The organism is Corallococcus sp. BB11-1, assembly GCF_026626625.1.
Classification (GTDB): Bacteria; Myxococcota; Myxococcia; order Myxococcales; family Myxococcaceae; genus Corallococcus; species Corallococcus soli.
Window position 1 is genome coordinate 96923 of sequence record NZ_JAPNJY010000036.1, and the last position, 21419, is coordinate 118341.

Annotated in this window: 20 protein-coding genes; 9 read left to right on the forward strand and 11 right to left on the reverse strand. The window is 71.4% G+C overall.

From position 1 onward, the window contains the following. Window positions 1–14 precede the first annotated feature (14 nt). Both OV207_RS31995 and OV207_RS32000 read left to right on the forward strand, forming a co-directional pair. Window positions 15–494: a GNAT family N-acetyltransferase gene (locus OV207_RS31995; RefSeq protein WP_267558847.1), complete on the forward strand. Its 480-nt coding sequence runs from the start codon at window positions 15–17 to the stop codon at window positions 492–494. A 199-nt stretch (window positions 495–693) separates the two neighbouring features. Further along, window positions 694–1683 (forward strand): alpha/beta fold hydrolase, encoded by a 990-nt coding sequence (locus OV207_RS32000; RefSeq protein ID WP_267558796.1) that lies wholly within the window; start codon window positions 694–696, stop codon window positions 1681–1683. A gap of 323 nt (window positions 1684–2006) precedes the next feature. Here OV207_RS32000 and OV207_RS32005 read toward each other — a convergent pair whose 3' ends face one another. Beyond that, a complete protein-coding gene (locus tag OV207_RS32005) occupies window positions 2007–3098 on the reverse strand; it encodes an oxidoreductase (RefSeq protein ID WP_267558797.1) in 1092 nt (363 codons plus the stop codon). Window positions 3099–3257: 159 nt separating this feature from the next. On the opposite strand from OV207_RS32005, the gene OV207_RS32010 reads away from it, so the two are divergent. Beyond that, a complete protein-coding gene (locus OV207_RS32010; RefSeq protein WP_267558798.1) occupies window positions 3258–3863 on the forward strand; it encodes a hypothetical protein in 606 nt (201 codons plus the stop codon). 79 nt (window positions 3864–3942) lie between these two features. Next, entirely contained in the window at window positions 3943–4965 is a 1023-nt protein-coding gene (locus tag OV207_RS32015) for an isopenicillin N synthase family dioxygenase (RefSeq protein WP_267558799.1), read from the forward strand. A 46-nt stretch (window positions 4966–5011) separates the two neighbouring features. Here the strand turns inward: OV207_RS32015 and OV207_RS32020 are convergent, their stop codons facing one another. The 6 genes from OV207_RS32020 to OV207_RS32045 form a co-directional block, all read right to left on the reverse strand. Continuing rightward, the gene (locus OV207_RS32020) at window positions 5012–5584 is read right to left on the reverse strand and encodes a DUF4879 domain-containing protein (RefSeq protein ID WP_267558800.1); all 573 of its coding nucleotides are present in this window, start codon (window positions 5582–5584) and stop codon (window positions 5012–5014) included. A gap of 233 nt (window positions 5585–5817) precedes the next feature. Then, entirely contained in the window at window positions 5818–7071 is a 1254-nt protein-coding gene (locus tag OV207_RS32025; RefSeq protein WP_267558801.1) for a hydroxymethylglutaryl-CoA synthase family protein, read from the reverse strand. Between the two features lie 40 nt (window positions 7072–7111). Further along, the gene (locus OV207_RS32030) at window positions 7112–8149 is read right to left on the reverse strand and encodes an alcohol dehydrogenase catalytic domain-containing protein (protein ID WP_193348487.1); all 1038 of its coding nucleotides are present in this window, start codon (window positions 8147–8149) and stop codon (window positions 7112–7114) included. A 43-nt stretch (window positions 8150–8192) separates the two neighbouring features. Then, a complete protein-coding gene (locus tag OV207_RS32035) occupies window positions 8193–8942 on the reverse strand; it encodes a CoA-transferase subunit beta (protein ID WP_267558802.1) in 750 nt (249 codons plus the stop codon). Further along, the gene (locus OV207_RS32040; protein ID WP_267558803.1) at window positions 8939–9739 is read right to left on the reverse strand and encodes a CoA transferase subunit A; all 801 of its coding nucleotides are present in this window, start codon (window positions 9737–9739) and stop codon (window positions 8939–8941) included. Before OV207_RS32040 ends, OV207_RS32035 begins: the two co-directional genes overlap by 4 nt. Further along, window positions 9736–10425, reverse strand: a complete 690-nt coding sequence (locus tag OV207_RS32045) for a TetR/AcrR family transcriptional regulator (RefSeq protein WP_267558804.1) — start codon at window positions 10423–10425, stop codon at window positions 9736–9738. Before OV207_RS32045 ends, OV207_RS32040 begins: the two co-directional genes overlap by 4 nt. A 198-nt stretch (window positions 10426–10623) precedes the next feature. Here OV207_RS32045 and OV207_RS32050 point away from each other — a divergent pair, with 198 nt between their 5' ends. Together OV207_RS32050 and OV207_RS32055 are read left to right on the forward strand one after the other, a co-directional pair. Then, window positions 10624–12756 (forward strand): two-component system sensor histidine kinase NtrB, encoded by a 2133-nt coding sequence (locus OV207_RS32050; protein WP_267558805.1) that lies wholly within the window; start codon window positions 10624–10626, stop codon window positions 12754–12756. Beyond that, the gene (locus tag OV207_RS32055) at window positions 12734–14101 is read left to right on the forward strand and encodes a sigma-54-dependent transcriptional regulator (RefSeq protein WP_193348492.1); all 1368 of its coding nucleotides are present in this window, start codon (window positions 12734–12736) and stop codon (window positions 14099–14101) included. The genes OV207_RS32050 and OV207_RS32055 overlap by 23 nt, the downstream gene beginning before the upstream one ends. 10 nt (window positions 14102–14111) lie before the next feature. Here OV207_RS32055 and OV207_RS32060 read toward each other — a convergent pair whose 3' ends face one another. Both OV207_RS32060 and OV207_RS32065 read right to left on the reverse strand, forming a co-directional pair. Continuing rightward, entirely contained in the window at window positions 14112–15911 is a 1800-nt protein-coding gene (locus OV207_RS32060) for an SLC13 family permease (RefSeq protein WP_267558806.1), read from the reverse strand. A gap of 82 nt (window positions 15912–15993) precedes the next feature. After that, a complete protein-coding gene (locus OV207_RS32065) occupies window positions 15994–16977 on the reverse strand; it encodes a M48 family metalloprotease (protein WP_267558807.1) in 984 nt (327 codons plus the stop codon). Window positions 16978–17129: 152 nt separating this feature from the next. On the opposite strand from OV207_RS32065, the gene OV207_RS32070 reads away from it, so the two are divergent. The 3 genes from OV207_RS32070 (at window position 17130) to OV207_RS32080 (ending at window position 19558) form a co-directional block, all read left to right on the forward strand. After that, window positions 17130–18557 (forward strand): sensor histidine kinase, encoded by a 1428-nt coding sequence (locus OV207_RS32070; RefSeq protein ID WP_267558808.1) that lies wholly within the window; start codon window positions 17130–17132, stop codon window positions 18555–18557. A 133-nt stretch (window positions 18558–18690) separates the two neighbouring features. Continuing rightward, the gene (locus tag OV207_RS32075) at window positions 18691–19056 is read left to right on the forward strand and encodes a DNA-binding response regulator (protein WP_193348496.1); all 366 of its coding nucleotides are present in this window, start codon (window positions 18691–18693) and stop codon (window positions 19054–19056) included. Next, window positions 19049–19558 (forward strand): DUF6232 family protein, encoded by a 510-nt coding sequence (locus tag OV207_RS32080; RefSeq protein ID WP_267558809.1) that lies wholly within the window; start codon window positions 19049–19051, stop codon window positions 19556–19558. Before OV207_RS32075 ends, OV207_RS32080 begins: the two co-directional genes overlap by 8 nt. Here OV207_RS32080 and OV207_RS32085 read toward each other — a convergent pair. Then, window positions 19509–20543, reverse strand: coding sequence for an LLM class flavin-dependent oxidoreductase (locus OV207_RS32085; RefSeq protein WP_193348498.1), 1035 nt, complete (start codon window positions 20541–20543; stop codon window positions 19509–19511). The two genes, OV207_RS32080 and OV207_RS32085, sit on opposite strands and share 50 nt — an antisense overlap. 148 nt (window positions 20544–20691) lie before the next feature. Next, complete coding sequence (locus OV207_RS32090; protein WP_267558810.1) at window positions 20692–21327, reverse strand: hypothetical protein; 636 nt, start codon at window positions 21325–21327, stop codon at window positions 20692–20694. Window positions 21328–21419 lie beyond the last annotated feature (92 nt).

Consider the following 21419-nt stretch of genomic DNA (forward strand, 5'->3'; position numbering starts at 1 on the left):
ACTGCGTGCCTCCGATGCCCGAGCCGTCCACCCCCACGCTTCGTGATGCGACGTCCGATGACGCCGCCCTGCTGACGGTCCTGTTGCGCCAGGCGTTCGAGGAGTACCGGGGGCGGTTGGATCCGCCCTCCAGCGCGCACGACAAGACGGAAGCCGTGGTGACGCGGGAGCTGCGCGACGGTGGGGCCTTCGTGGTGGAGCTGGACGGAGCCGCGCGAGGCTGCGTGTTCTTCCATCCGAAGGAGGACCACGTCTATCTGGACCGGCTCGCGGTGCTGCCGGCCTTCCGGGGCCGGGCGCTGTCGCTCCAGCTCATGCAGGCGGTGGAGGCCCGGGCGCGCGAGCTGGGGCACGCGCGCGTGCGCCTGTCGGTCCGGCTCGCGCTGACGTCGCACCACGCGTGGTACGGGCGTCAGGGCTACGCCTTCCATGCCCACGGCACGCACGCGGGCTACACGTCACCCACGTTCCTGGTGCTGGAGAAGGTGCTCTGAAGCAGCTACCTGCTGCACGCTGCGCTCGCCGCCATCGAGACTCCCGGCACCGTCACGCTCCCGTCCAGCTCCGACTGACACCACCGCGCCCATCGAAGCCGGGCGGGGGCTCATCCACGCCCCGTCCAGATGGGGCGCGGCGAGCTGTTACCCATGGGCCTCCCTGGTGGTCTCCGCATTCCTGTAGTTGAGTCAGTCCATGCGAAAACTCCTCCTCCTCTGCTTGCCGCTGTTCGCCTGTGTGACGACGAAGTCCGTCCCGGTCCCGGCTTCTGCCGACTCCAGCGCGTTGCATCAGGTGAAGCGGGTGAAGGTGGCCGAGGGGGTCGAGCTCGAACTGCTCGACTTCGGAGGCCAGGGACCCGCGCTCGTCTTCCTGGCGGGCCTGGGCAACACGGGCCACGTGTTCGACACCTTCGCGCCGGAGTTCACCGCGGCCCATCACGTCTACGCCGTCACCCGCCGGGGGTTTGGCTCGTCGAACTGGCCCGAGCAGGGCTACGACACCGCCACCCTGGGCGAGGACGTCGTCCGGGTGCTGGAGGGGCTGGGAATCGCGAAGGCGTCATTCGTGGGCCACTCCGCCGCCGGGCCAGAGCTCACCTGGGTGGCAACCCATCACCCGGAGCGCGTGGAGAAGGTGGTCTACCTGGACGTGAAGACCAACGGTGACCTGCTGGCGGAGCTCCTTACGGTCCTGCCCATGCCTCCTCCGAGCGAGCCCGCTCCCGAGGACGTGGCCTCACGCGCCGCGCTCGCCGCCGCGGTCGCGAGTGACGTCGGAGGAGCGTTCCCCGCGCACGAGATCGACGAGACGAACGAGTTCGATCCGAAGACCGGGCACTACCTGCGCGACCGCAAGTGGCCGCACGCGGAGGAGCAGGTGATGAAGGGTTTCTCGAAGGTGGACTTCGCGGCCGTGACGGCGGCCGTGCTCTTCCTCTACGTGGATCAGCCTCGGTTCGGGCGGCCGGAGGACCTCCCAGGCTTCTCCCAAATGGACCTTCCCGTGCAGGAGAAGTTGAGGAACCTGAGGGCCAGGGCGCTCCAGCGGGACGCCGAAATGCTGAGCGTGATGAGCATGCCGAACTGGAAGGGCATCAAGCTCGAGCACGCGCGGCACTACGTCTGGATCACCAACCATGACGAGGTGCTGCGCGAGATGAAGACCTTCCTCGAGACATTTTGAAAGGGCGGCGAAGGCGCGCTGGATGAGCGCATCTCCTGTTTCCACACTTCGAGCAAGCGAACACGTCCAGCGCTTTCCGTCCTGCGTAGCAGCCTGGCGAGAGTCCAATCGTGGTGTGCGCTCCTTCTTCGGCTCGTCCCTCGTCGCGGCAAAGGACGGGCTCTCTTCCTCCGGCTCCGGCCTCGCCCCTGCTTGGGGGAAATGGCTCGCCTGCGCGGTGATGACCCGGGATGCTACCTGCTGCGCGCCGCCCTTGCCGCCATCGAGAATCCCGGTACCGTCACGCTCCCGGCCAGCTCCGACTGACGCCACCGCGCCGTGCTTCAATGCCCGGCGGGCTCATCCTCGCCCCGCCCAGACGGGGCGCGGCGAGCTGTTACGGCGATGCGGCGGCCTTCGGCGTCACTCTGGAGGGCCGCCTGGATGACGCGCACGGTCTGGCTCGCGCTCAGCGCCGTCACGGGCACCGGGGCACCGTGCAGGATGGCGGCGGCGAGCTGCCGGTAGAAGTGGCCGTAGTCGCCGGGCGCGGTGGTGACGGTGTCTCCCGACGTGAGCAGCCGGCCATGGTTCGCGGAGGGCTCGCTGCCGAAGTCCGGGTGGCCGGGGCGCAGGCCCGCTTCAAGCTGCCCTTCCTGCGGATCCAGACCGTGCTTCACGTAGGCGTCCTGGTCCCCCTGCAACACGAAGCGGGGCCACGGCGCGTGCACCACCGACCCCGAATGCAGCAGCACGCGCAGCGTGCCGTAGCGCAGCACCAGGTGGAACCAGTCGGTGCCCTGCGCGCCGGGCCGCTGCCGGCCGAGGTCCGCGCCCACCGACTCCGGCATGCCGAAGAGCTGCACGGCCTGGTCGACGACGTGCGCGCCCAGGTCCCACAGGGTGCCGCCGCCGGGCACGTCCTGTTCCTTCCAGCGCGCCTTCACCTGGGGACGGAAACGGTCGAAGTGGCTCTCCAGGCTGTAGAGCGTCCCCAGCCGGCCCTGGTTCAGCAGCTGGCGCACGGTGAGGAAGTCGCCGTCCCAGCGGCGGTTGTGGAACACGGTGAGGCACAGGCCGCGCTCCCGCGCGAGCGCGTCCAGCCGGAGCGCTTCGTCCGCGTCCAGCGTGAAGGGCTTCTCCACCACGACGTGCTTGCCCGCGCGCAGGGCCTGCTCGGCGAGCGACGCATGGCTGTCATTGGGCGTGCAGACGACGAGGACGTGGAGGTCGGGGTCCGCCAGCAGCGATTCCACCGTGCCCGTCCGCACGCCCGGCCAGTCACGCGCCACGACGTCCGCGCGACGCGACGCCACCGCGGCCAGCGTGAAGGCCGGCTCCGCGGCCACGAGCGGCCCATGGAAGCGCGAGCCGGACAGGCCATAGCCAAGAAGACCGACGCGCAACACGGAACCCGGAGCGGGAGCAGAGGCCATGCGTGGCACGTTAGCGGGAAAGGGGACCGGCGCGGACGTCCCGTTGTGCGGCTGCGCTGTCTTCCAGTCGACAGTCCTGGGTCAAACACAGAAACACAGCCGTAAACAGGAAAAAACCGCATCTAGAGTCATGTCTTCACTTTGAGGGGGCATTGACACATGAAGACCCAAAAGCATGCATGCATCCGTGGAATGGTCGCCGGACTGCTCGTCACCGCGTTGCTCGGCTGTGGCGACGAGGGCGCTTCTCCTCCCGAAACAGAGACCGCGACCCGGGACACCGCGGAGACCTGCAAGATGATTGATGCAACCGAGCCGGAGGTCGCACGACTTCTTGAGGGCGCGAAGCTGACGCCCCTGGGCCCGGCCACGGTGCGGCATGTGGATGGGCAAAGAGTCTCGACCCTGCGCTTCCAGGCGGAGCCTACGACCCTGTCGCAATCCAGCTCCGGCGAACCGGTGGCCGCGATGGCCGGGGGAACCGGGACGATCACCTGTACCGGGGGATGCACCGGCAAGGGGCGCTGCGGCTCTCCCAATGGCTGCGATGCCGTCTACGGGGGCTGTACAGCCGTCGAGTGCGCGAATGACTGTGTTGGGAGCTGCATGAAGACAACGGTGTATACGCCGTCCGACGCGGGCGTCTCGGACGCCGGCACCGCTGACGCGGGCGCTTCGGACGCGGGCGCTTCGGACTCGGGCGTGGCCGACGCGGGCGCCTCGGACGCGGGGACCGCCGACGCGGGGACCGCCGCGCTGAGGTAGGCGGAGGCCTCCCGCCCCCCAGGCCCCTCCCGGCGCGTTAGAGTCCGCGTCGTCGTCCGCCCCCGGAGGAGGAAGCCCCATGGACACCGTGCCCGTCATCGACGTCCGAGCCCTCGTCGACGCCACGTCGAGCCTCGCGGCGCGCCGTGAAGTCGCCGCGAGGATGGGCGTCGCGTGTCGGCACAACGGGTTCTTCTACGTCGCCGGGCACGGGGTGGACGTGGGGCTCCAGGCGCGGCTGGAGTCCCTGGCGCGGGAGTTCTTCGCGCGGTCGGAGACGGAGAAGCAGGCCGTGCGCATGGCATTGGGGGGCCGGGCCTGGCGCGGCTTCTTCCCGGTGGGAGGTGAGCTCACGTCGGGCCGGCCTGACCGCAAGGAGGGCCTGTACTTCGGCACGGAGCTGTCACCGGAGGATCCGCGAGTCCTCGCCGGCACACCGCTGCACGGCCCGAACCTGTTCCCCCGGGAGCCGGCGGGCCTGGGCGGCGCGGTGCTCGAGTACATGGCGGCGCTGACGTCGCTGGGGCACGCGCTGATGTCTGGCATCGCGCTCAGCCTGGAGTTGGAGGAGGACTTCTTCGCCACGCGGTACATGGCGGACCCCACGGTGCTGTTCCGCATCTTCAACTACCCGCCGGGCCCGGAGGTGGACGGGGAGGGGCTGCCGGTGTGGGGCGTGGGCGAGCACACCGACTACGGCGTGCTCACCATCCTGAAGCAGGACGACGCGGGCGGGCTCCAGGTGAAGTCGCGCCAGGACGGGAAGGTGCGCTGGGTGGACGCGCCGCCGGTGGAGGACGCATTCGTGTGCAACATCGGAGACATGCTCGACCGGATGACCCGGGGCGTGTATCGCTCCACGCCGCACCGGGTGCTCAACCGCGCGGGCCGAGACCGTCTGTCATTGCCGTTCTTCTTCGATCCCGGCTGGACGGCGGAGATCCACGCCATCGAGTCCCCGGTGCTGCGCGAGGGCCGTGGGGACGACCACGCGGAGCGGTGGGACCGTCAGAGCGTGCATGCGTTCCGGGGCACGTATGGGGACTACCTGCTGGGCAAGGTCGGCAAGGTATTCCCGGACCTGCGCGCGGAGGTGTTGTAGGTCCGCGCGCATCGCCCGCCGGTTCAGGGAACCGGAGTCGTCAGTCTCAGAGGATCGACATGGTGTCGGACATGGTGTTGAAGGGCGAGTTGATCGACGTGCTCTGGTAGTAGAACGTCCCGCTCTGGTTTCCAGAGACGTCGTAGTAGCGCATGAAGCCTACGATGGTCTGGCCGGGCGAACAGGGCATGACGAGGTTGCCAAAGCCGTCATCACAGATGCTGTCGTTGGCGTAGTTCATGGAGCCCGACACCACGGAGCCGGCCATCGTGACATAGCGAGACGTGCCGTAGCCAAGCTCGAGCACCGCCACGAGCAACACGTCGCCCCCGTGGTCATAGGCCGTGGTGACCTGCGAGGCCGAGACATTCTCCCAGCCCACGTTGCTGGACCCCACCGCGTACACCTGCACGTAGCTCAGCGCGGGAGCGGGACCGAGCGTCGTCACGCCCCCCGTGGACATGGGCAGCTTGCCCATCTGGAGGGAGCTGACGTCCAGCGTCTGGCCGCGAAGGGTGCTGTCAACGAAACGGCGGGCCGTCTCGGACGGGGCCACCTCGGCCGCGGAGGCGGTCATCGACACAGCAAGAAGAGCACCAGCGAGGAGCTTGCGAATCATGGGAATTCTCCGGTTCATCTTGGTTTTGGACACGCACCGGGCGTGTGTCACGCAACATAGGTGCGCTCTGGGGTGTCCCAAACTTTGTTGACAGGATGATTCACTCCTGGTCCTGGCTGACCTCCTCCGGGTGCGGGGCAACCCAGGGCGGTTGGAAGGGATTGGAACGCAAGACGGGCGATACACGCTGTCCGCGCGTATCGCCCGTGAATGACGACCCGACCCGCTCCGGACTACGCGCCCGCGTACTTGCGGCGGTGCTCGTGAATCTCCGCCAGCCGGAAGGTGCCCGGCTCCGGCGCGATGGCCTCCGGCGCGTCGTACGGCAGGTTCATCAGCCGCTCGTACTCCTCCACCGACACGCGCTCGCGCCTGGCCAGCACCGTGTCCAGGTCCGCGCGCGCCATCCGCTCCGCCGCCTTCTCACCCACCACGCCAGAGTAGAACTCCGCGCAGCAGCCGCTGCCGTAGGACAGCAGGCCGATGCGCTGGTTCGCCAGCGCCGCGCCCTCCGCGTGCAGCTGCCCCGCGAGCGCCAGGTAGAGCGACGCGGTGTAGACGTTGCCCACGCGCGCGTTCAACCCCAGCGACTTCGCCACCTGCGCGTCGTAGCTGGCCTGCGACTTCGCCGCCTCGTCGCGCGCCTCGGGCGTGGCCGGGCTGGAGTCCGCCGCGTCCTCCAGGTCGCACAGCCGCACCTGGGCGTGCGCCTTGCGCGCCATCTTGCAGAAGGGCACGTGGTACAGGATGCGCGAGAGCTGCTCGCTGGGCAGCTTCGAATCCCAGCGCACCAGCCCCTGCTCCATCGCGCGCTGGCGCCAGCCCCGGTAGGCCCCGGCCATCGCGTCCAGGTAGCAGGTGATGGAGTAGTGCCCGTCCACCAGCGCCTCCCGGCGACCCACCGGCCGCCAGAAGTCATACACGTCCGACGTGCACACGCCGTTGAGCCCCACGTCCAGCGCCAGCAGGTCCGGCGTCTCCGACACCAGCAGCGCCACCGCGCCGCCGCCCTGCGTGGGTTCGCCCGCGGTCTTCAGGCCGTAGCGCGCGATGTCCGTGCACACCACCAGCGCCGTGCGGCCCGCGCCCGCGCCGGAGGCGATCCACTCCACCGCCGCCATCAGGCCCGCGGTGCCGCCGTAGCAGGCGTGCTGCGAGTCGAACGTGCGCATGGCGCGCGGCAGCTTCAGCAGGCCGTGCACGTGCGACGCGATGGGCTTCGAGTGGTCCACGCCCGTCTCGGTGCCCACCACCAGCATGCCGATCCTGGAGGTGTCCACGGACTGCTGCTGGATGAGCCGCGCCGCCGCCGTGGCCGCCAGCGACACGGAGTCCTCGCCCGGGTCGTTGACCGCCATCTCCTTCGCGCCCAGGCCCGCGGTGAACTTCGCCGGATCCACGCCGCGCGCCCGCGCCAGGTCCTCGATGTCCACGTACCGCCGGGGCACCGCCACGGCCAGCGCTTCGATTCCAACCCGCTTCTTCATGGGGAGCTCCTCAAGTCCAAAGCCTGCGAATCCGAATGACTCACGCCTCGGGCGGCACCAGCACCAGCCGGCCCGCCACCTCGCGGTTCTCCAGCCGGAAGTGCGCGCGGCCCGCCTCCGCCAGCGCCACCTCCTCCGACACGAAGGGGCGGATCTTCCCGGCCGCCGTCAGCCGCAGCGATTCGTCCAGCTCCTCGCGCGTCGTCGCGTACGCCCCCAGGATCTCCAACTCCTTCACGATGACGAGCCCCGGGTTCAGGTTCACCACCCCCGACTCCAGGTTGCCCACCACCACCACGCGGCCGCCCGGCGCCATCGACTTGAGCGTCTGGTCGAACGTGGCGCTGCCGACGATCTCCACCGCCACGTCCACGCCGTTGCCGGACGTGCGCCTGCGCGCCTCCGAGCCGAAGTCCAGCCCGCGCGACACGATGACCTCGTCCGCGCCCGCCTCCTTCAGCGCCGCCACCTTCGCCTCGCCGGAGGTGATGGCGATGACGCGCGCCCCGTCCTCCTTCGCCAGCTGCACGGCCGCCAGGCCCACGCCGCCGCTGGCGCCGGTGATGAGCACCGTCTCACCGGCCCGCACCCGGGCCCGCGTGCGCAGGGTGTGGACGGCGGTGCCCAGCGTGCAGCACACCGTCGCGGCCACGGCCCAGGGGAGGCTGGACGGCACGCGGCCCAGGCCGCGCACGGGCGCCACCATGAACTGCGCGTAGCCGCCCTGGAGCTCCTCACCGAAGAAGCGGTTGTCCGTCTTGCACAGGCTGTTGCGGCCGGCGAGGCACAGCGCGCACTCGCCGCAGGACATGCGCTGCAGGGTGGCGGCGCGATCCCCCACCTTCCAGCCTGGCGTGTCCGGGCCCACCTCCACCACCTCGCCCGCGGCCTCGTGGCCCAGGATGGCGGGGACGTGCGTGCGGGGCAGGTTGCCCCGGCGGTTGATGACGTCGTGGTAGCAGACGCCGCACGCGTGGACGCGCAGCAGCACCTCGCCCTTGCCCGGCCGGGGCACCGGCACGGTCTCCAGACGCAGGTTCTCGGCACTCCCGAACTGGCGAAGAACGACAGCCTCCATGCGGTGCCTCTTTCCGTGTTGCGACAAAAGGGGGTGAAGGACTTCAGCTCCCGACGAGCGCGTCGCGGAGGTTGCGGGGATCCACCGCGCGGATGGCCGCCACCGTGCGCGCGTCGGGAAGGGACGTGACGGGCAGGGCGTCCGGCACCGCGAACTCGAAGCCGGTGCGCTCGGCGATGCCGTCCACCGTCGCCCACGGGTGCCGCGACAACAGCCGGGCCCCCCGAGGGCCGCCCAGCTCGAACGTGCCCAGGTCGGAGATGAGCCGCACCGGCCGGCTGGGGTCGCGGGTGGTCGCCACCTGGACCTGCGGCACGAGGTTGCGGCGCGACTGACGCGGCACCAGCAGCACCGGGTTCTTCACCCACTGGCGCAGCGTGGCCGCGCCGGCGACGCCGGGGAACTTGGCGCGGGGCTTCTCCAGGCTGCCCGACGCCGTCATGTTGGTGCGGCCCGCCGGGTCCACCTCCACCGCGCCGAAGAACACCGTGTCCACCCGGCCGCGCCGCGCGTGGTCGAACAGGTCCGCGATGCTCACCTCCGCGGAGCGGCCGTCCAGGTAGCGCAGGTCCTCCGACGACGGGTACAGCTCCGGCAGGTCCGGATCCAACGAACCCACGCACGCCAGGTACGTCAGCCCCGGCGCATGCGTGGCGCGCGCCACGGCGATGGCCAGGATGACCAGCGGGGACGCCACGCCGGTGGCCACCACCGCGCCGTCCTCAATCTCCCGCGCGAGCAGCGACACCACCGCCTCCGCGGGCGTCGCGTCCAGCCTCGTCGTCGCCGTCATGCCGCGCTCCGCGTCGTGCGCAGGGACATCAGGAAGTCGCGCGCCTGTCCCGCCTCGGCCGCGGCCAGGTAGGCGGACAGCATCGCGTCGTCGTGCGGGTACTTGCCCAGGCAGCCCGTGGGCAGCGCGCCGCCGGGGGCGAGCACCACGCGCTCCACCTGGAAGCCGGGGACGGTGACGCGCGACAGCCTGGGCACGCGCTCCTCCACCGTGGCGATCACGCGCTTCGCCGCGCCCGCGACGAGCAGGTCCGTGGTGGGGTCCTCGATGTAGAGGTTGCCCTTGTCGTCCGCCGCCTGCGCGTGGACGAGCGCCACGTCCGGGTAGTACGCGGGCTCCACCGGCACGCGCCGTCCCGTGAATGGATCCTCCACCGTGCGCGGCGCGTCCACCTCCGCCAGCGCCGACACGTCCGCGTCCGGCGCCGGGATGAACGGCAGCCCCATGGACGCCGCGCGCAGCCGCTGCACCACGCGGTAGCCGTCGTGCTCGCGCCAGTCGATGTCGCCCGCCTCGATGGCCCGCTTCAGGCAGGGCAGGGGGCGCACCCGGTTCTCCAGCACCAGCGCGCCGAAGGGGAACTCCACCCGCTTGAGGCACCCGCCCGCCACCAGGAACTCCGCCGGCAGCGGGTTGGGCAGGGAGAGCAGCTGGAGGTCGCGCTTCTCCTGCGCCACCAGCTCCAGCACCAGCGCCATGGGCGCCCGGCCCAGCATGAAGCCCCCGGCCGCCAGCGACGCGCCGTGGGGGATGGAGGCCACGGCCTCCGTCAGCGAGCACCACCGGGCGCGGTTCACTGGGGCTCCTCCCCGGAGGCGGCGCGCGGCACCACGCGCAGCGGGGCGGAGGCATTCGCGTCCACCGTGGCGTCGGGCGCGGCGGCGGCGCGCGCGGACGCGCCGGGGAGGATCATCGCCACCATGCCGTCGGCGATCTGCTCCTCGGTGAGGCGACCGTCCGGCTTGAACCACTTGTAGACCCAGAGGACCATGCCCAGGAACGAGAAGGCCGCCACCGTGGGGTCCACGCCGGGCAGCAGGCCCTGGGCGATGGCGTCCGCGAACGCGTCCTCCAGGAAGCGCACGTAGCGCTTCTTGCGCCGGTCGATGAACTCGCGCGGCTCACCGGTGAGCGTGGCGTGCTCGTGGAGGATGATGATGACCTCCTTGCTGCGCCCGCTCGTCACCAGGTGGATGTTGTGGCGCATGCACTGGCGCAGGCGCTCGACGGGGTCCACCACGTCCTGCACGGGCGCGAGGACCTGCTCCTCGAACACGTCCATGCCGTAGTTCATGATGGCGAAGAGCAGCTGCTCCTTGTTTTGGATGTGGTGGTAGAGCCCCGCCTTCGTCATGCGGCACGCGGCGGCGATCTCCTGCATCGACGTGCCCTCGTAACCCCGCTCGCAGATGAGCCGGGCCGCCGTCTCCAGGATGGTCCGGTACCGCTCGCCCTCGTCCGGTCTGCGCCCCGTGGGTGTCACGCGTGCTCTCCTTGCCGGCACCAACGCCTTCGCCGGGATGGACCACCTACCGACCGGTAGGTCACCAATGCCTACCGACCGGTAGGTAGCACTGGCCAACGCGCCCCGTCAACGGGCAAGTACCGGAGGGCAGGTGGGACAAAAGGGCCTGTAAACAAGGACTTGGGACGACGTGTCAGGTTAGGTTGCGGGCCGTCCATGCGGTCCACGCTCCTGCCCATCCTGCTGTTGTGCGCCGCGCTGGCCAGCGTGGGGGTGGGGGTCTGGACGCTGGTGAAGCGCAGTCGCACCACCCTGGTGGAGCAGTTCGCGGGGGACCGGCAGAAGCAACTGGACGAGGCCGTGGGGGGCGTCACCGACTCGCTGGAGGAGGTGGGCAAGAACCTGCGGTTCGCGGGCGAGCTGATGTCCCAGCCGGGGAGCCTGGCGGAGCACCGGCGCGAGCTGCGCGCGCTACTGGAGGCGGTGGGGCAGTACAAGGCCATCGCTGCGTACGACGGCGACGGCGTGGAGCGGCTCCTGCTGTTGGATCGGCGCTCGGACTCGCAGGTGTCGCGCGAGGGGCTGGTGCCGGAGATGGGGGAGACGGCGCGGCGCGCGCTGCTGCGGCCTCCTGGCGACCTCACCACGTCCCCCATCCTGGACGCGGCCAACGGCGGCTGGCTGCGCATCCTCGCCACGGCGCTGCCGGCCAAGGACGGCAGGCCCGAGGGCGCGGTGGCGGTGCTGGTGGACACCGAGTCCTTCTTCGCGCCGCTGCGCATCGTCACGTCGGACCTGGAGGCGCGGCTGCTGCTCGTGGGCATGCACGGGCAGCCCACGCCCGCGAGCGACGCGGTGCTCGCGGAGTGGTTCGGCCGCGCGGCCCAGAAGGACGCGGGCGTGCCCGGCTTCGCGTTCCTCGTCTCGCGGCTGAAGGCCGGCGCGCGCGGCATGCTGCCGCTGTCCGAACAGGAGGCGGAGCGGCTGGGGATGGGGCGCGCGGAGGTGGTGGCCGTCTACACGCCCATCCGCATGCGCGGCGGCAACCACTGGGCGGTGGCCACGCTGGTGTCCACGGAGGCGCTGCGCTCGCACGAGCAGTCATTGGTGGTGCGGCTGCTGGGCGCGGGCGGGCTGGTGGCGTTCTTCCTGGTGACCTTCGCGGTGTACGTGGTGCTGGCCCGGCGCCGGGCGGTGGCGCTGCGCGAGAGCCGGCGGCACGCGGCCCAGTTGGCCGCGCTCCATGACCAGACGCGGAAGATGCTGGACCACATCCCCACGGGCGTCCTGGCGCTGACGGCGGACGGGCGCATCAGCGGCGTCAACCAGGCGCTGCGCTCGCGCGTGCCCGGCAACGTCACCGGGGCCCCGCTGGCGTCCGCGTTCCCCGGGGCGCCGGAGCCGGTGCTGACGCGGCTGTCCGCGCTGGTGGCGTCCGCGCGCCAGGAGGACCGGCCCCTGAGCCTGCTGGGCGAACCGCTGGCGCTCTTTGGCGAGGAGGGCACGTACAACCTGCACGCGGTGCCGCTGTCGGCGGGGGACCCGGAGGAAGAGGTCCGGGCGCTGCTGGTGGTGGAGGATTTGAGCGACGTGCGCGCGCTGGAGACGAAGCTGCTGCGCGCGGAGAAGCTGGCCACGGTGGGCGTGCTCGCCGCGGGCATCGCGCATGAGATTGGCACGCCGCTGGGCGTGGTGCGCGGGCGGGCGGAGTACGTGCTGGGGAAGCTGGGCCCCTCGCATCCGCAGGGTCCAGGCGTGGGCGTCATCATCGAACAGATTGATCGGGTGAGCCGCACGCTGCGCCAACTGCTGGACTTCTCGCGCCTGCAGCCCGCCATGGTGCGGCCGGTGGCGCTGGGGCCGGTCGTGCACAGCGTGCATGAGCTGCTGCGCGTGGAGGCGGAGCGGCGCCAGGTGGCGCTGACGCTGGACGTGCCGGAGTCGGTGCCGGCGCTGGCGGCGGACGCGGATCAGCTCCAGCAGGTGCTGCTCAACCTGGCGCTCAACGCGTGTGATGCGTGCAGCGAGGGCGGGCGGGTGGAGGTGTCCGCCTCCGCGCTGGTGGGCGAGGAGGAGGGGGCCTGGGGGCTGGTGGCGCTCACCGTGCGCGATGATGGGTGCGGCATTCCGAAGGAGCGCCTCAACCAGGTGTTCGACCCCTTCTTCACCACGAAGAAGCGGGGCCAGGGCACGGGGTTGGGTTTGACGATGGTGGCCCACGTGGTGCGGAACCACGGGGGCCGGGTGGAGCTGGAGAGCACGCCGGGGCAGGGAACGCGCGTCACCGTGCTGTGGCCGGTGGCCCGCGCCGCGCCCGAGGAGCGACATGTCGAACGACAAGCCGGCTGACGCGCGCATCCTGGTCGTCGACGACCACGTGGAGATGGGGCGCATGCTCCAGGAGCCGCTGGCCGATGCGGGCTGGACGGTGGACCTGGCCACGGGGGGCGAGGAGGCGCTGACGCTCATCCGCTCGCGCGTGTACGACGTGGTGCTGAGCGACCTGCGCATGGAGAAGGTGGACGGCCTGGACGTGCTGGACGCCGCGCGCGCGGTGGACCCGGAGCTGCCGGTGCTGTTGATGACGGCCTTCGGTGGGGTGGAGAGCGCGGTGGAGGCGATGCGCCGGGGCGCCTACCACTACTTCACCAAGCCCTTCCGCCTGGACGAGGTGCGCTTGTACCTGGGCCGCGCGCTGGAGGACCGGCGGCTGAGGGCGGAGCACCGGGCGCTGAAGCAGGCGTCGCAGGAGCGCTCCGGCATGGGCGCGCTCGTGGGCCGGAGCGTCCCCATGCGCGGGATGTACGAACTCATCGACCGGGTGGCGCACGCGGCGGCGCCGGTGTTGCTGCGCGGGGAGAGCGGCAGCGGCAAGGAGCTGGTGGCCCGCGCGCTCCACTTCGAGGGCCCGCGCGCGCCCGGCCCCTTCGTGGCCGTCAACTGCACCGCGCTGCCGGGGCCGCTGCTGGAGAGCGAGCTGTTCGGCCACGTGAAGGGCGCCTTCACCGGGGCCACGTCGGTGCGGCGCGGCCTGTTCGTGGAGGCGCACGGGGGCACGCTGTTCCTGGATGAGATTGGCGACATGCCCACGGAGCTCCAGGCGCGGCTGTTGCGCGTGCTGGAGGACGGCGAGGTGCGCGCGGTGGGCTCCGACGCGCACCGCACGGTGGACGTGCGCGTGGTGGCGGCGACGCACCAGGACCTGGAGGCGCGCGTGCGGGAGGGGCGCTTCCGCGCGGACCTGTTCTACCGGCTCAACGTCGTCACGCTGCGGGTGCCTTCGCTGAAGGAGCGGCGGGAGGACATCCCCCAGTTGGTGGAGCACTTCACCGCGCGCTCCCGGGCGCGCAACCCGCGCTCACGCGTGACGGCGCTGTCCCCGGAGGTGGTGGCCGCGCTGGGCGCCATGCCCTGGCCGGGCAACGTGCGCGAGCTGGAGAACCTGGTGGAGCGGCTGGTGGTGCTGGTGCCCCGGGAGACGGTGGAGCTGGACGACCTGCGGCCCCACGCGCCGGTGCCGGAGCCGGAGGCGCACCCGCTCGCCCTGGCGCAGGAGGGGGTGTGGCCCCTGCGCAAGCTGGAGGGCGAATACATCCACTGGATGGTGCAGCACTGCGGCGGCAACAAGACGCGCGCCGCGGAGCTGCTGGGCATCGACGTGTCCACCATCCACCGCCGCGAGCGGGAGCGATAACCCCGGCGCCTCAGCTCCGCGTGAATGGCCACACGAGCGGCACCGCGAACGTCAGCAGCATGAGCATCAGCACCGTGAGGGGCGTGCCCACCCGGAGGAAGTCGACGAAGCGGTAGCGCCCGGGCCCGTACACGAGCGCGGCGGACGGCTCCAGGGGCGTGAGGAACGAACACGACGCGGCCAGACACGTCCCCAGCGCGAACGCCCGGGGGTCGAGCCCCATGTCCATCGCGGAGTGGATGGCCACGGGCAGCATGACCAGCGCGGCGGCCTGATTGCTCATGGGGATGGAGAGCAGGATGGTGGCGATCATGATCACGCTGAGCACCCCGCGCGGCCCCACGACGCCCGCGATGGGCAGCACCGCGCGCGCCATGAACTCGCCCGCGCCGCTCTTCTCCACCGCCAGCCCCAGGGCCAGCAGCGCGCCAATCATGATGATGACCCGCCAGTCCACGCGGAAGACCGTGCGTGTGTCGACGCAGCCTGTCGCCACCATGGCCAGCAGCCCCGCCAGCCCCGCGATGGCGGGGGAGGTGATGCGCAGCCCCGCGACCGCGACCGTGGTCGCGAAGATGAGCACCGCGAGCAGGGCGCGCCGGTAGCGCGGGCGCTGGTACTCGACGCTGCCGAGCACCGTCAGCTCCTCGTCCCGCGCGAGCTCCCGGACCCGCCGCTCCGGTCCACCCACCAGCAGCATGTCCCCCACCGACAGGGGGATGTTCTTCAGGTCGTCCCCGGCGGCCAGGTTCCCCATCAGGTTCAGGTGCTGCTGGGAGCCCTGCAGCGTGGGGTGACGGTGGATGCCCATCGCCACGAGCCCGTAGCGCTGCGCGAAGCGGATGTCCCGCAGGGACCTGCCCGCCAGGGCCGACGTGGGCGGCACGGACACCTCCGTGAGGGTGTGCGCCTGACGGGAGTCCTCGGGGATCCGCAGGTCCGCACTGAGCCCGATGCTGCGCAGGTCCTTCACCCGCAGGATGTCCGCCAGGGTGCCGGCGATGATGACGTGCGCCTGGGCCTCGAGCAGCTCGCTGGGGTCGGGAGGGCGCATGGCCCCGTCGCGCATGATGCCCCGCACGGGGACCCCCAGCCCCTCCGTGAGCTGGCGCAGCTCCTTCCCCGCGAGCCGGGAGCCGGGCGTGAGCACCGCCTCCGTCACGTATTCCCGCTGGGGCAGCGCTCCCGTGCCCAGATCACCTTCGCGCGTGGGCAGCAGCCACCGCATGAGGAGCAGCGTCGCGCCAATCCCGATGACGGCGAGGGGGAGCCCCACCGGCGTGAGCTCGGTGAAGCCGATGCGCCCCAGCCCCCACTGCTCCATCGCCGAGCTGACGACGAGGTTGGTGGACGTGCCGAACAGGAAGATGGTGCCCCCCAGCATGGAGCTGAACGCCATGGGCATCAGCAGCTTGCGCGAGGCCACCTTCGCCTGCGCGGACGCGGCCGTCGCGACGGGGAGGAACGCCGCCGTCACCGCCGTGTTCGAGGCGACGGAGGAGAAGGCGCAGACGGCCACCAGCAGCATGACGATGAAGACCTGCGGGCTGAACCGCGCGAAGAAGAGCAGCCGCCGTCCCACGATCTGCATCACGCCCGTCGCGCTGAGCCCCTGCGTCAACGCGAGGAGCGCGAAGATGAAGACGACCGTCTCGTTCGAGAACCCGGAGAGGGCCTCGCCAGGCGTCAGCAGCCCGCTCAGCACCAACAGCACGACGATGGCGAGCGAGCTCACCTCCGTGGGGATGCGGTCGATGGAGAGCAGGATGATGGCGATCACCACCACGCCCAGCGCGATTGTCACCATCATGAAGGGAAGGTGGGGGGAGGGCGGGGTGGGAGCAATGCTTCGGGCCCCGCCCCCGGGAGGCGTCAGGCGGACGGCTGTCCGGTCACGCCGGGCCGGAAGCGGCCGGAGGTCCGCCTGTCCGGTCGGGAGGGTGGGTGCCCCTGGGACTGCCCGGAGGCAGCCGGGGCCCGGAGCGCGAGCCGCCGTCCATGCGGGTCAGCCGCTTGCCCCTCAATGGATGCACCCGCGTCCTGCGCCCCGGTACCTCCACGCGGGGATGGAAGCGCGAGCCCCGGTGGAGCGAGCGGCGGAGGATGGGCTTCGCGCGTCGCGTGTGCTGTTCGTCCGCCACCCGCTGGAGCCGGTGGATGCGCTCGTCGAGGGCGCGCTCCCAAGTCTCATCCCCGGCGGGCACCGTGAAGCCGAGGCCCGCGTCGGACAGCGCGCGCGGCCCGCTCCACGGAGCATGCGCCTTCAGTCGGCCCAGCAGGGCCGCGAGGTCCTGGGCTTCTCCCAAGAGCCCGGCGGCGTCCCGGTCGGCGATGAAGTCCCGCTCAAGCGGCGCCCCCATCCGGTCGGCGAACCTGGCGAACCTGCCCGAGGTGCCGCCCCGCCATCCTGCGCGCTTCGCGCACCGCGCCATCATCGCGACCAGCGCGGCGACGAGCGTGGCCCGGCGCGTGTGGCCCCGGGCGATGTGCGCGAGTTCGTGCGCGACCAGGGCGCACAGCTCCGCCTCATCCAGCTCCTCGAGCGCGGCGCTCGTCAGGACGAGGTGGGCGGCCCGGGGGCCCGCGCCGAGGCAGAAGGCGTTCGGCTGCTCGCGCCGCATCACGTAGAGGCGGGGCGAGGGGATCCTCGCGGCGATGCTGAGGTGGGCCAGCAGCGTGTACAGCCGGGGCGCCTCCTCGAAGTGGAGCCGGCGCGCGCCATGGACGCGCAGCACGAAGGCGTCCATGCGTGTGTAGAGCCAGCGTCCGAACCCGGCCAGGACCATGAGCACGGACACCCCATGGAGGCCGTCCTGGAGGAGCATCACTCCCAGCCACAGGGCCGTGAACGCAGCGATGGCGAAGGAAATCCACATGGGGGTGCTCCTTCCTGGCGGTGGGGATGACGGGTGACACTCCAAAGGCAACACCCCAAGCGCCGCGCCTCATCCCAAGCGAGCAGGCGCAGGTCTGATTCCGAACCCTGGAGGCTTGATGGCTTGACGTGCGCGCCGGGCGGGCCCATCGCATGGACATGCCTTCTTCGTCGCCGCGCCGGACCGACGTGTCCTGGAAGATGCTCGTCCTCGCCTTCGCCGCCGTGGTGGGGAGCTTCTTCGCGACGAGCCTCGTCGTGCAGCGCTCCTCCGCGGAGGTCGCCGTGCTGTCCGAGGACATCATCTACAACTCGGCGCCGAGCATCGAACACCTGGCGATCGTCCGCAGGTCGGTCCTGGAGGTCGAGCTGGTCCTCGCGCGGTTCATCAACGAGACCCAGCGCCGGCCCGAGCTGGGAAGGGACCTGGACGCGGCCCTGGCCCAGGCGCGGCGGGGCCTGAGCGGGTACATGGCGCTGACGTCCTTCCCCGGCGAGGAGGCGGTGCGGATGGACATCCAGGAGTCCTGGCTGCGCTTCGACAACGCCGTCACGCGCGCGCGCACCGTCGCGGAGGCGAACCCGGAGGCCGGGGAGGGGCCGCTGTTCGACGAGGAGGTGGAGCCTCCGGGGCGGCTCCTGTTGGAGGACGTCACGCGCGCCATCGAACAGAACGCGGTTCGCGGACGGGAGCTGGCGGAGCGCATCCGGGAGACCCGCCGGCAGACGCTGTGGCTCGCCATGGGCCTCAACGTGGTCTGCGGCATCCTGGCCGTGGTCGTGGCGCGGCTGGTCCACCGGGAGCTGCAGGCCCGGCGCGCGCTCAGCGACGAGCACACGCGGTTCCTGGAGGCCCGCGCGGAGGAGCTGGAGCAGTTCGCGGGCCGCGTCGCCCACGACATCCGCAACCCGCTGTCCTCGGCCCGGCTGTCCGCGGAGCTCGCCGTGCGCAAGAGTCCGGATGAGGCGTCCCGCGCGCCCATCCAGCGCATCATCCGCAGCCTGTCCCGCGCGGACGCCATCACGGGCGCGCTGCTCGACTTCGCCCGTTCCGGGGCGCGGCCGGACCCGGGGGCCCGCACCGAACCCAGGGCCGCCATCGCGGATCTGCTGGCGGGCTTCGAGGGGGAAGCGGAGCAGGCCGGCATCGAACTGCACTGCGAGCCCGTGCCTCCGGTCCTGGTCGCCTGCAGTCCCGGGGTCTACCTGAGCCTGCTCGGCAACCTGGTGCGCAACGCCATCAAGTACATGGGCAACGCGCCCACCCGGAGCATCACCCTCCAGGTGGTGGAGTCTGGCGGCATGATCCGCACGCACGTCCGCGACACGGGCCCGGGGATCGCCCCGGAGGTCCTGTCCTCGCTGTTCGAACCCTACTTCCGCGCGCACGGCGGCGTCGCGGAGGGGCTGGGGTTGGGGCTCGCGACCGTCAAGAAGCTGGCGGAAGGGCACGGGGGCCGCGTCGGCGTCACGTCCGAGCGGGACCGGGGCAGCACCTTCTGGTTCGAGCTTCCGCGCGCGGGCTCGTCCTGGGACACGGTCCCGGCGCACACCGCCCCGGAGTCCACCCAACGACACTAGGCGCCCCGGTGCGCCGCGCCCCGGTCTGGCAATCCGCCACGGCGTCCTGGCGGATTGCCAGGGTCCACCGGCGATCACTCGGGAGCCCCGGGGGACGGTATCTCCGGCATGGACGTTGCTGTGGTGTGGGGACGTGGCGTCCCTGCGCACAACCCGGGCCTTGCTGCTCGGTGCGGATGAGTCCCTGGCATCGTTGCTGGCGGACGTGCTTGGCGACCTGGGCATCGCCCTGTTCCTGGACGCGACGGACGCGGCGGGGCCGGACCTGGTGCTGGCGCACGTGGAGCGGGGCGAGGCCATCCTCCCCATCCTGACGCGCGCCCGGGCCTGCGCCGCCGCGGTGCCCATCCTCGTGCTCCTGCCCTTCGCGGACGAGCGCCTGGTGTCCCGCGCCCTGTGTCAGGGGGCCCGTGCATGTTTCGCGCTGGGCCGTCCGCTCGATGAGCTCCGCACCCTGCTGCGCACGCAATTTCCCTCGTTGGAGACCACCCATGGGTGAACCAATGGCCGTCGTCACCGTGCTGTACCCCGTCGCCCCGGTCCGCGAAGTGGAGCGGCGGCCGGAGCCCCCGTCGCAGCCGCCCGTGGACGCGGGGGAGCCGTCGCTCTTCCAGGCGGGGCAGGTGCGCGTCACCCGCGAGCGGCTGGTCGTGGGCGCCCGGGCCTGGGCGCTGCGCGACGTGCGGCAGGTGGAGACGGTGCGCCGCACGCCGAAGCTGTGGCCGTACCTGCTCGCGGTGGGCCTGGGCGGGGCGGTGGGGCTGCCCCTGCTGTCCTGGCTGTCCGTCACCGTCACGGCGATGCAGGGCGCCTTCGAGGTGGGGCTCGCCCTCACCGCGCTGGGGCTCTTCTCCTCCATGGCCGCGCTGCTGCTGGTGGAGGAGAAGCACTACCTGGTGCTGGGCCTGCCGGACGGGGCGCGGCGCGTGTTCGGCAGCCGCGACGCGCAGCTCATCGCGCGGCTTGCGGGGACGGTGCGGGAGGCGCGTCCGCGCGCGTGAGGCCGTCGCGCACCTGGGCGACGATTTCGAAGGAGCGCAGCCGCGCGGCGTGGTCGTGGATCTGCGCGGTCACCATCAGCTCGTCCGCGCCCGTCTGCGCGATGAGGTCCTGGAGGCCCTCGCGCACGCTGGCGGGGGAGCCCACCACGGTGCACGCCAGCATGTGCTCAATCTCCGCGAGCTCCCGCTCGTCCAGCTGACCGTCCAGGCTGTCCACCGGCGGCAGCAGGGGGCCCGGGCGGCCCCGGCGCAGGTTGAGGAAGGCCTGGAGCAGCGACGTGAAGAGGCGCTGGCCCTCCGCGTCCGTGTCCGCGGCGAAGACGTTGACGCCAATCATCGCGTACGGCTTCTTCAGCACGTCCGACGGGCGGAACTGGGTGCGGTACAGGTGCAGCGCGCTCATCATCTGCGCGGGCGCGAAGTGCGACGCGAAGGCGAAGGGCAGGCCCAGGGCGGCCGCCAACTGCGCGCTGAAGGTGCTGGAGCCCAGCAGCCACAGGGGCACGTGCAGGCCCGCGCCCGGCACCGCGCGCACGGCCTGGCCCGGCGTGGGGTCCTTGAAGTAGCCCTGCAGCTCCACCACGTCCTGCGGGAAGGTGTCCGCGGAGCCCATCAGGCTGCGGCGCAGGGCCTGCGACGTGCGCTGGTCCGTGCCGGGCGCGCGGCCCAGCCCCAGGTCGATGCGGCCGGGGTAGAGCGTCTCCAGGGTGCCGAACTGTTCGGCGATGACGAGCGGCGCGTGGTTGGGCAGCATGATGCCCCCCGCGCCCACGCGAATCCGGGACGTGCCCCCCGCGACGTAGCCGATGACCACCGACGTGGCCGCGCTCGCGATGCCCGTCATGTTGTGGTGCTCCGCCAGCCAGAAGCGCTGGTAGCCCCAGTCCTCCGCGTGGCGGGCCAGGTCCAGGGTGCAGCGGAGGGCGAGTCCAGGGTCGCCCCCGGCGATGACGGGCGACAGGTCGAGTACGGAGAAGGGAATCATCGTCGGGGTCCCAGATGCGCGCGGAAGGCGGAAAGGCCCTTCGATAGCCGGGGCCTTCGTGACTTTCACGCCATTGACGCATCCGGCCTCCCCCGAGCGTGCTGGCAGGCGCTGACCGTCCGATTAGAAGGGCTTGCACGGCCCCCTGTCAGAAGGGCTTGAGCAGGGCCATCGTGGTGGAGAGGCTGCGGGTCTGCGTCAGGCCGTTGGGCGAGGAGCAACTCGCGCTGAGGTCGGTGGTGAGGTAGGTCACGGCGCGGACGACGTTCGCGCCGAAGAACTTGCCGGAGGCCACGACGCCATTGAACGTCTGCACGGTGGTGGTGCCGTTGAGTTCCACCTTCTGCACGTTCAGCGCCAGCACGGACGTCTCGCCCGTGTTCCACGTCAGGGTCGTCTGCGCGAAGCCCCCGCTCAGCAGGTTGGCGCAGGTGATGGTGACCGGCGGCGACGCGGCGCTCACGGTGGCGCTGGAGACCGCCTCACCCGACAGCGTCAGGCAGGAGAACCTCCCGGAGACGGAGACGGTGGAGGTCCGGGGCGTGTAGGTGATGCCCGGTGAGTACGTCGTGGTGAGTTCGCCGAACGGACACGTCACCAGCGTCGGGATCAAGCTGGGAAGCAGCCCCGAGGCCATGGCGGATTGCTCCGAGGCCTCCTCCTCGCGGGACTGCGCTGGGGACTCGGCACGGGCCACGACCGCGCCTCCCAGGACGAAGCCGGCGGTGGCGCTCACCAGCAGCCGCAATAGAAACGACGGACGGCGATTCAGGCGCTGCTTCATGGGTGACTCCGGAAGGGCTGGCTCAGAGGTGCTTTTCCGAGGAAGCGGGGAGTCCAGGTTGCGCAGGAATGCCTCGTGGCTGTAGCCGCTCT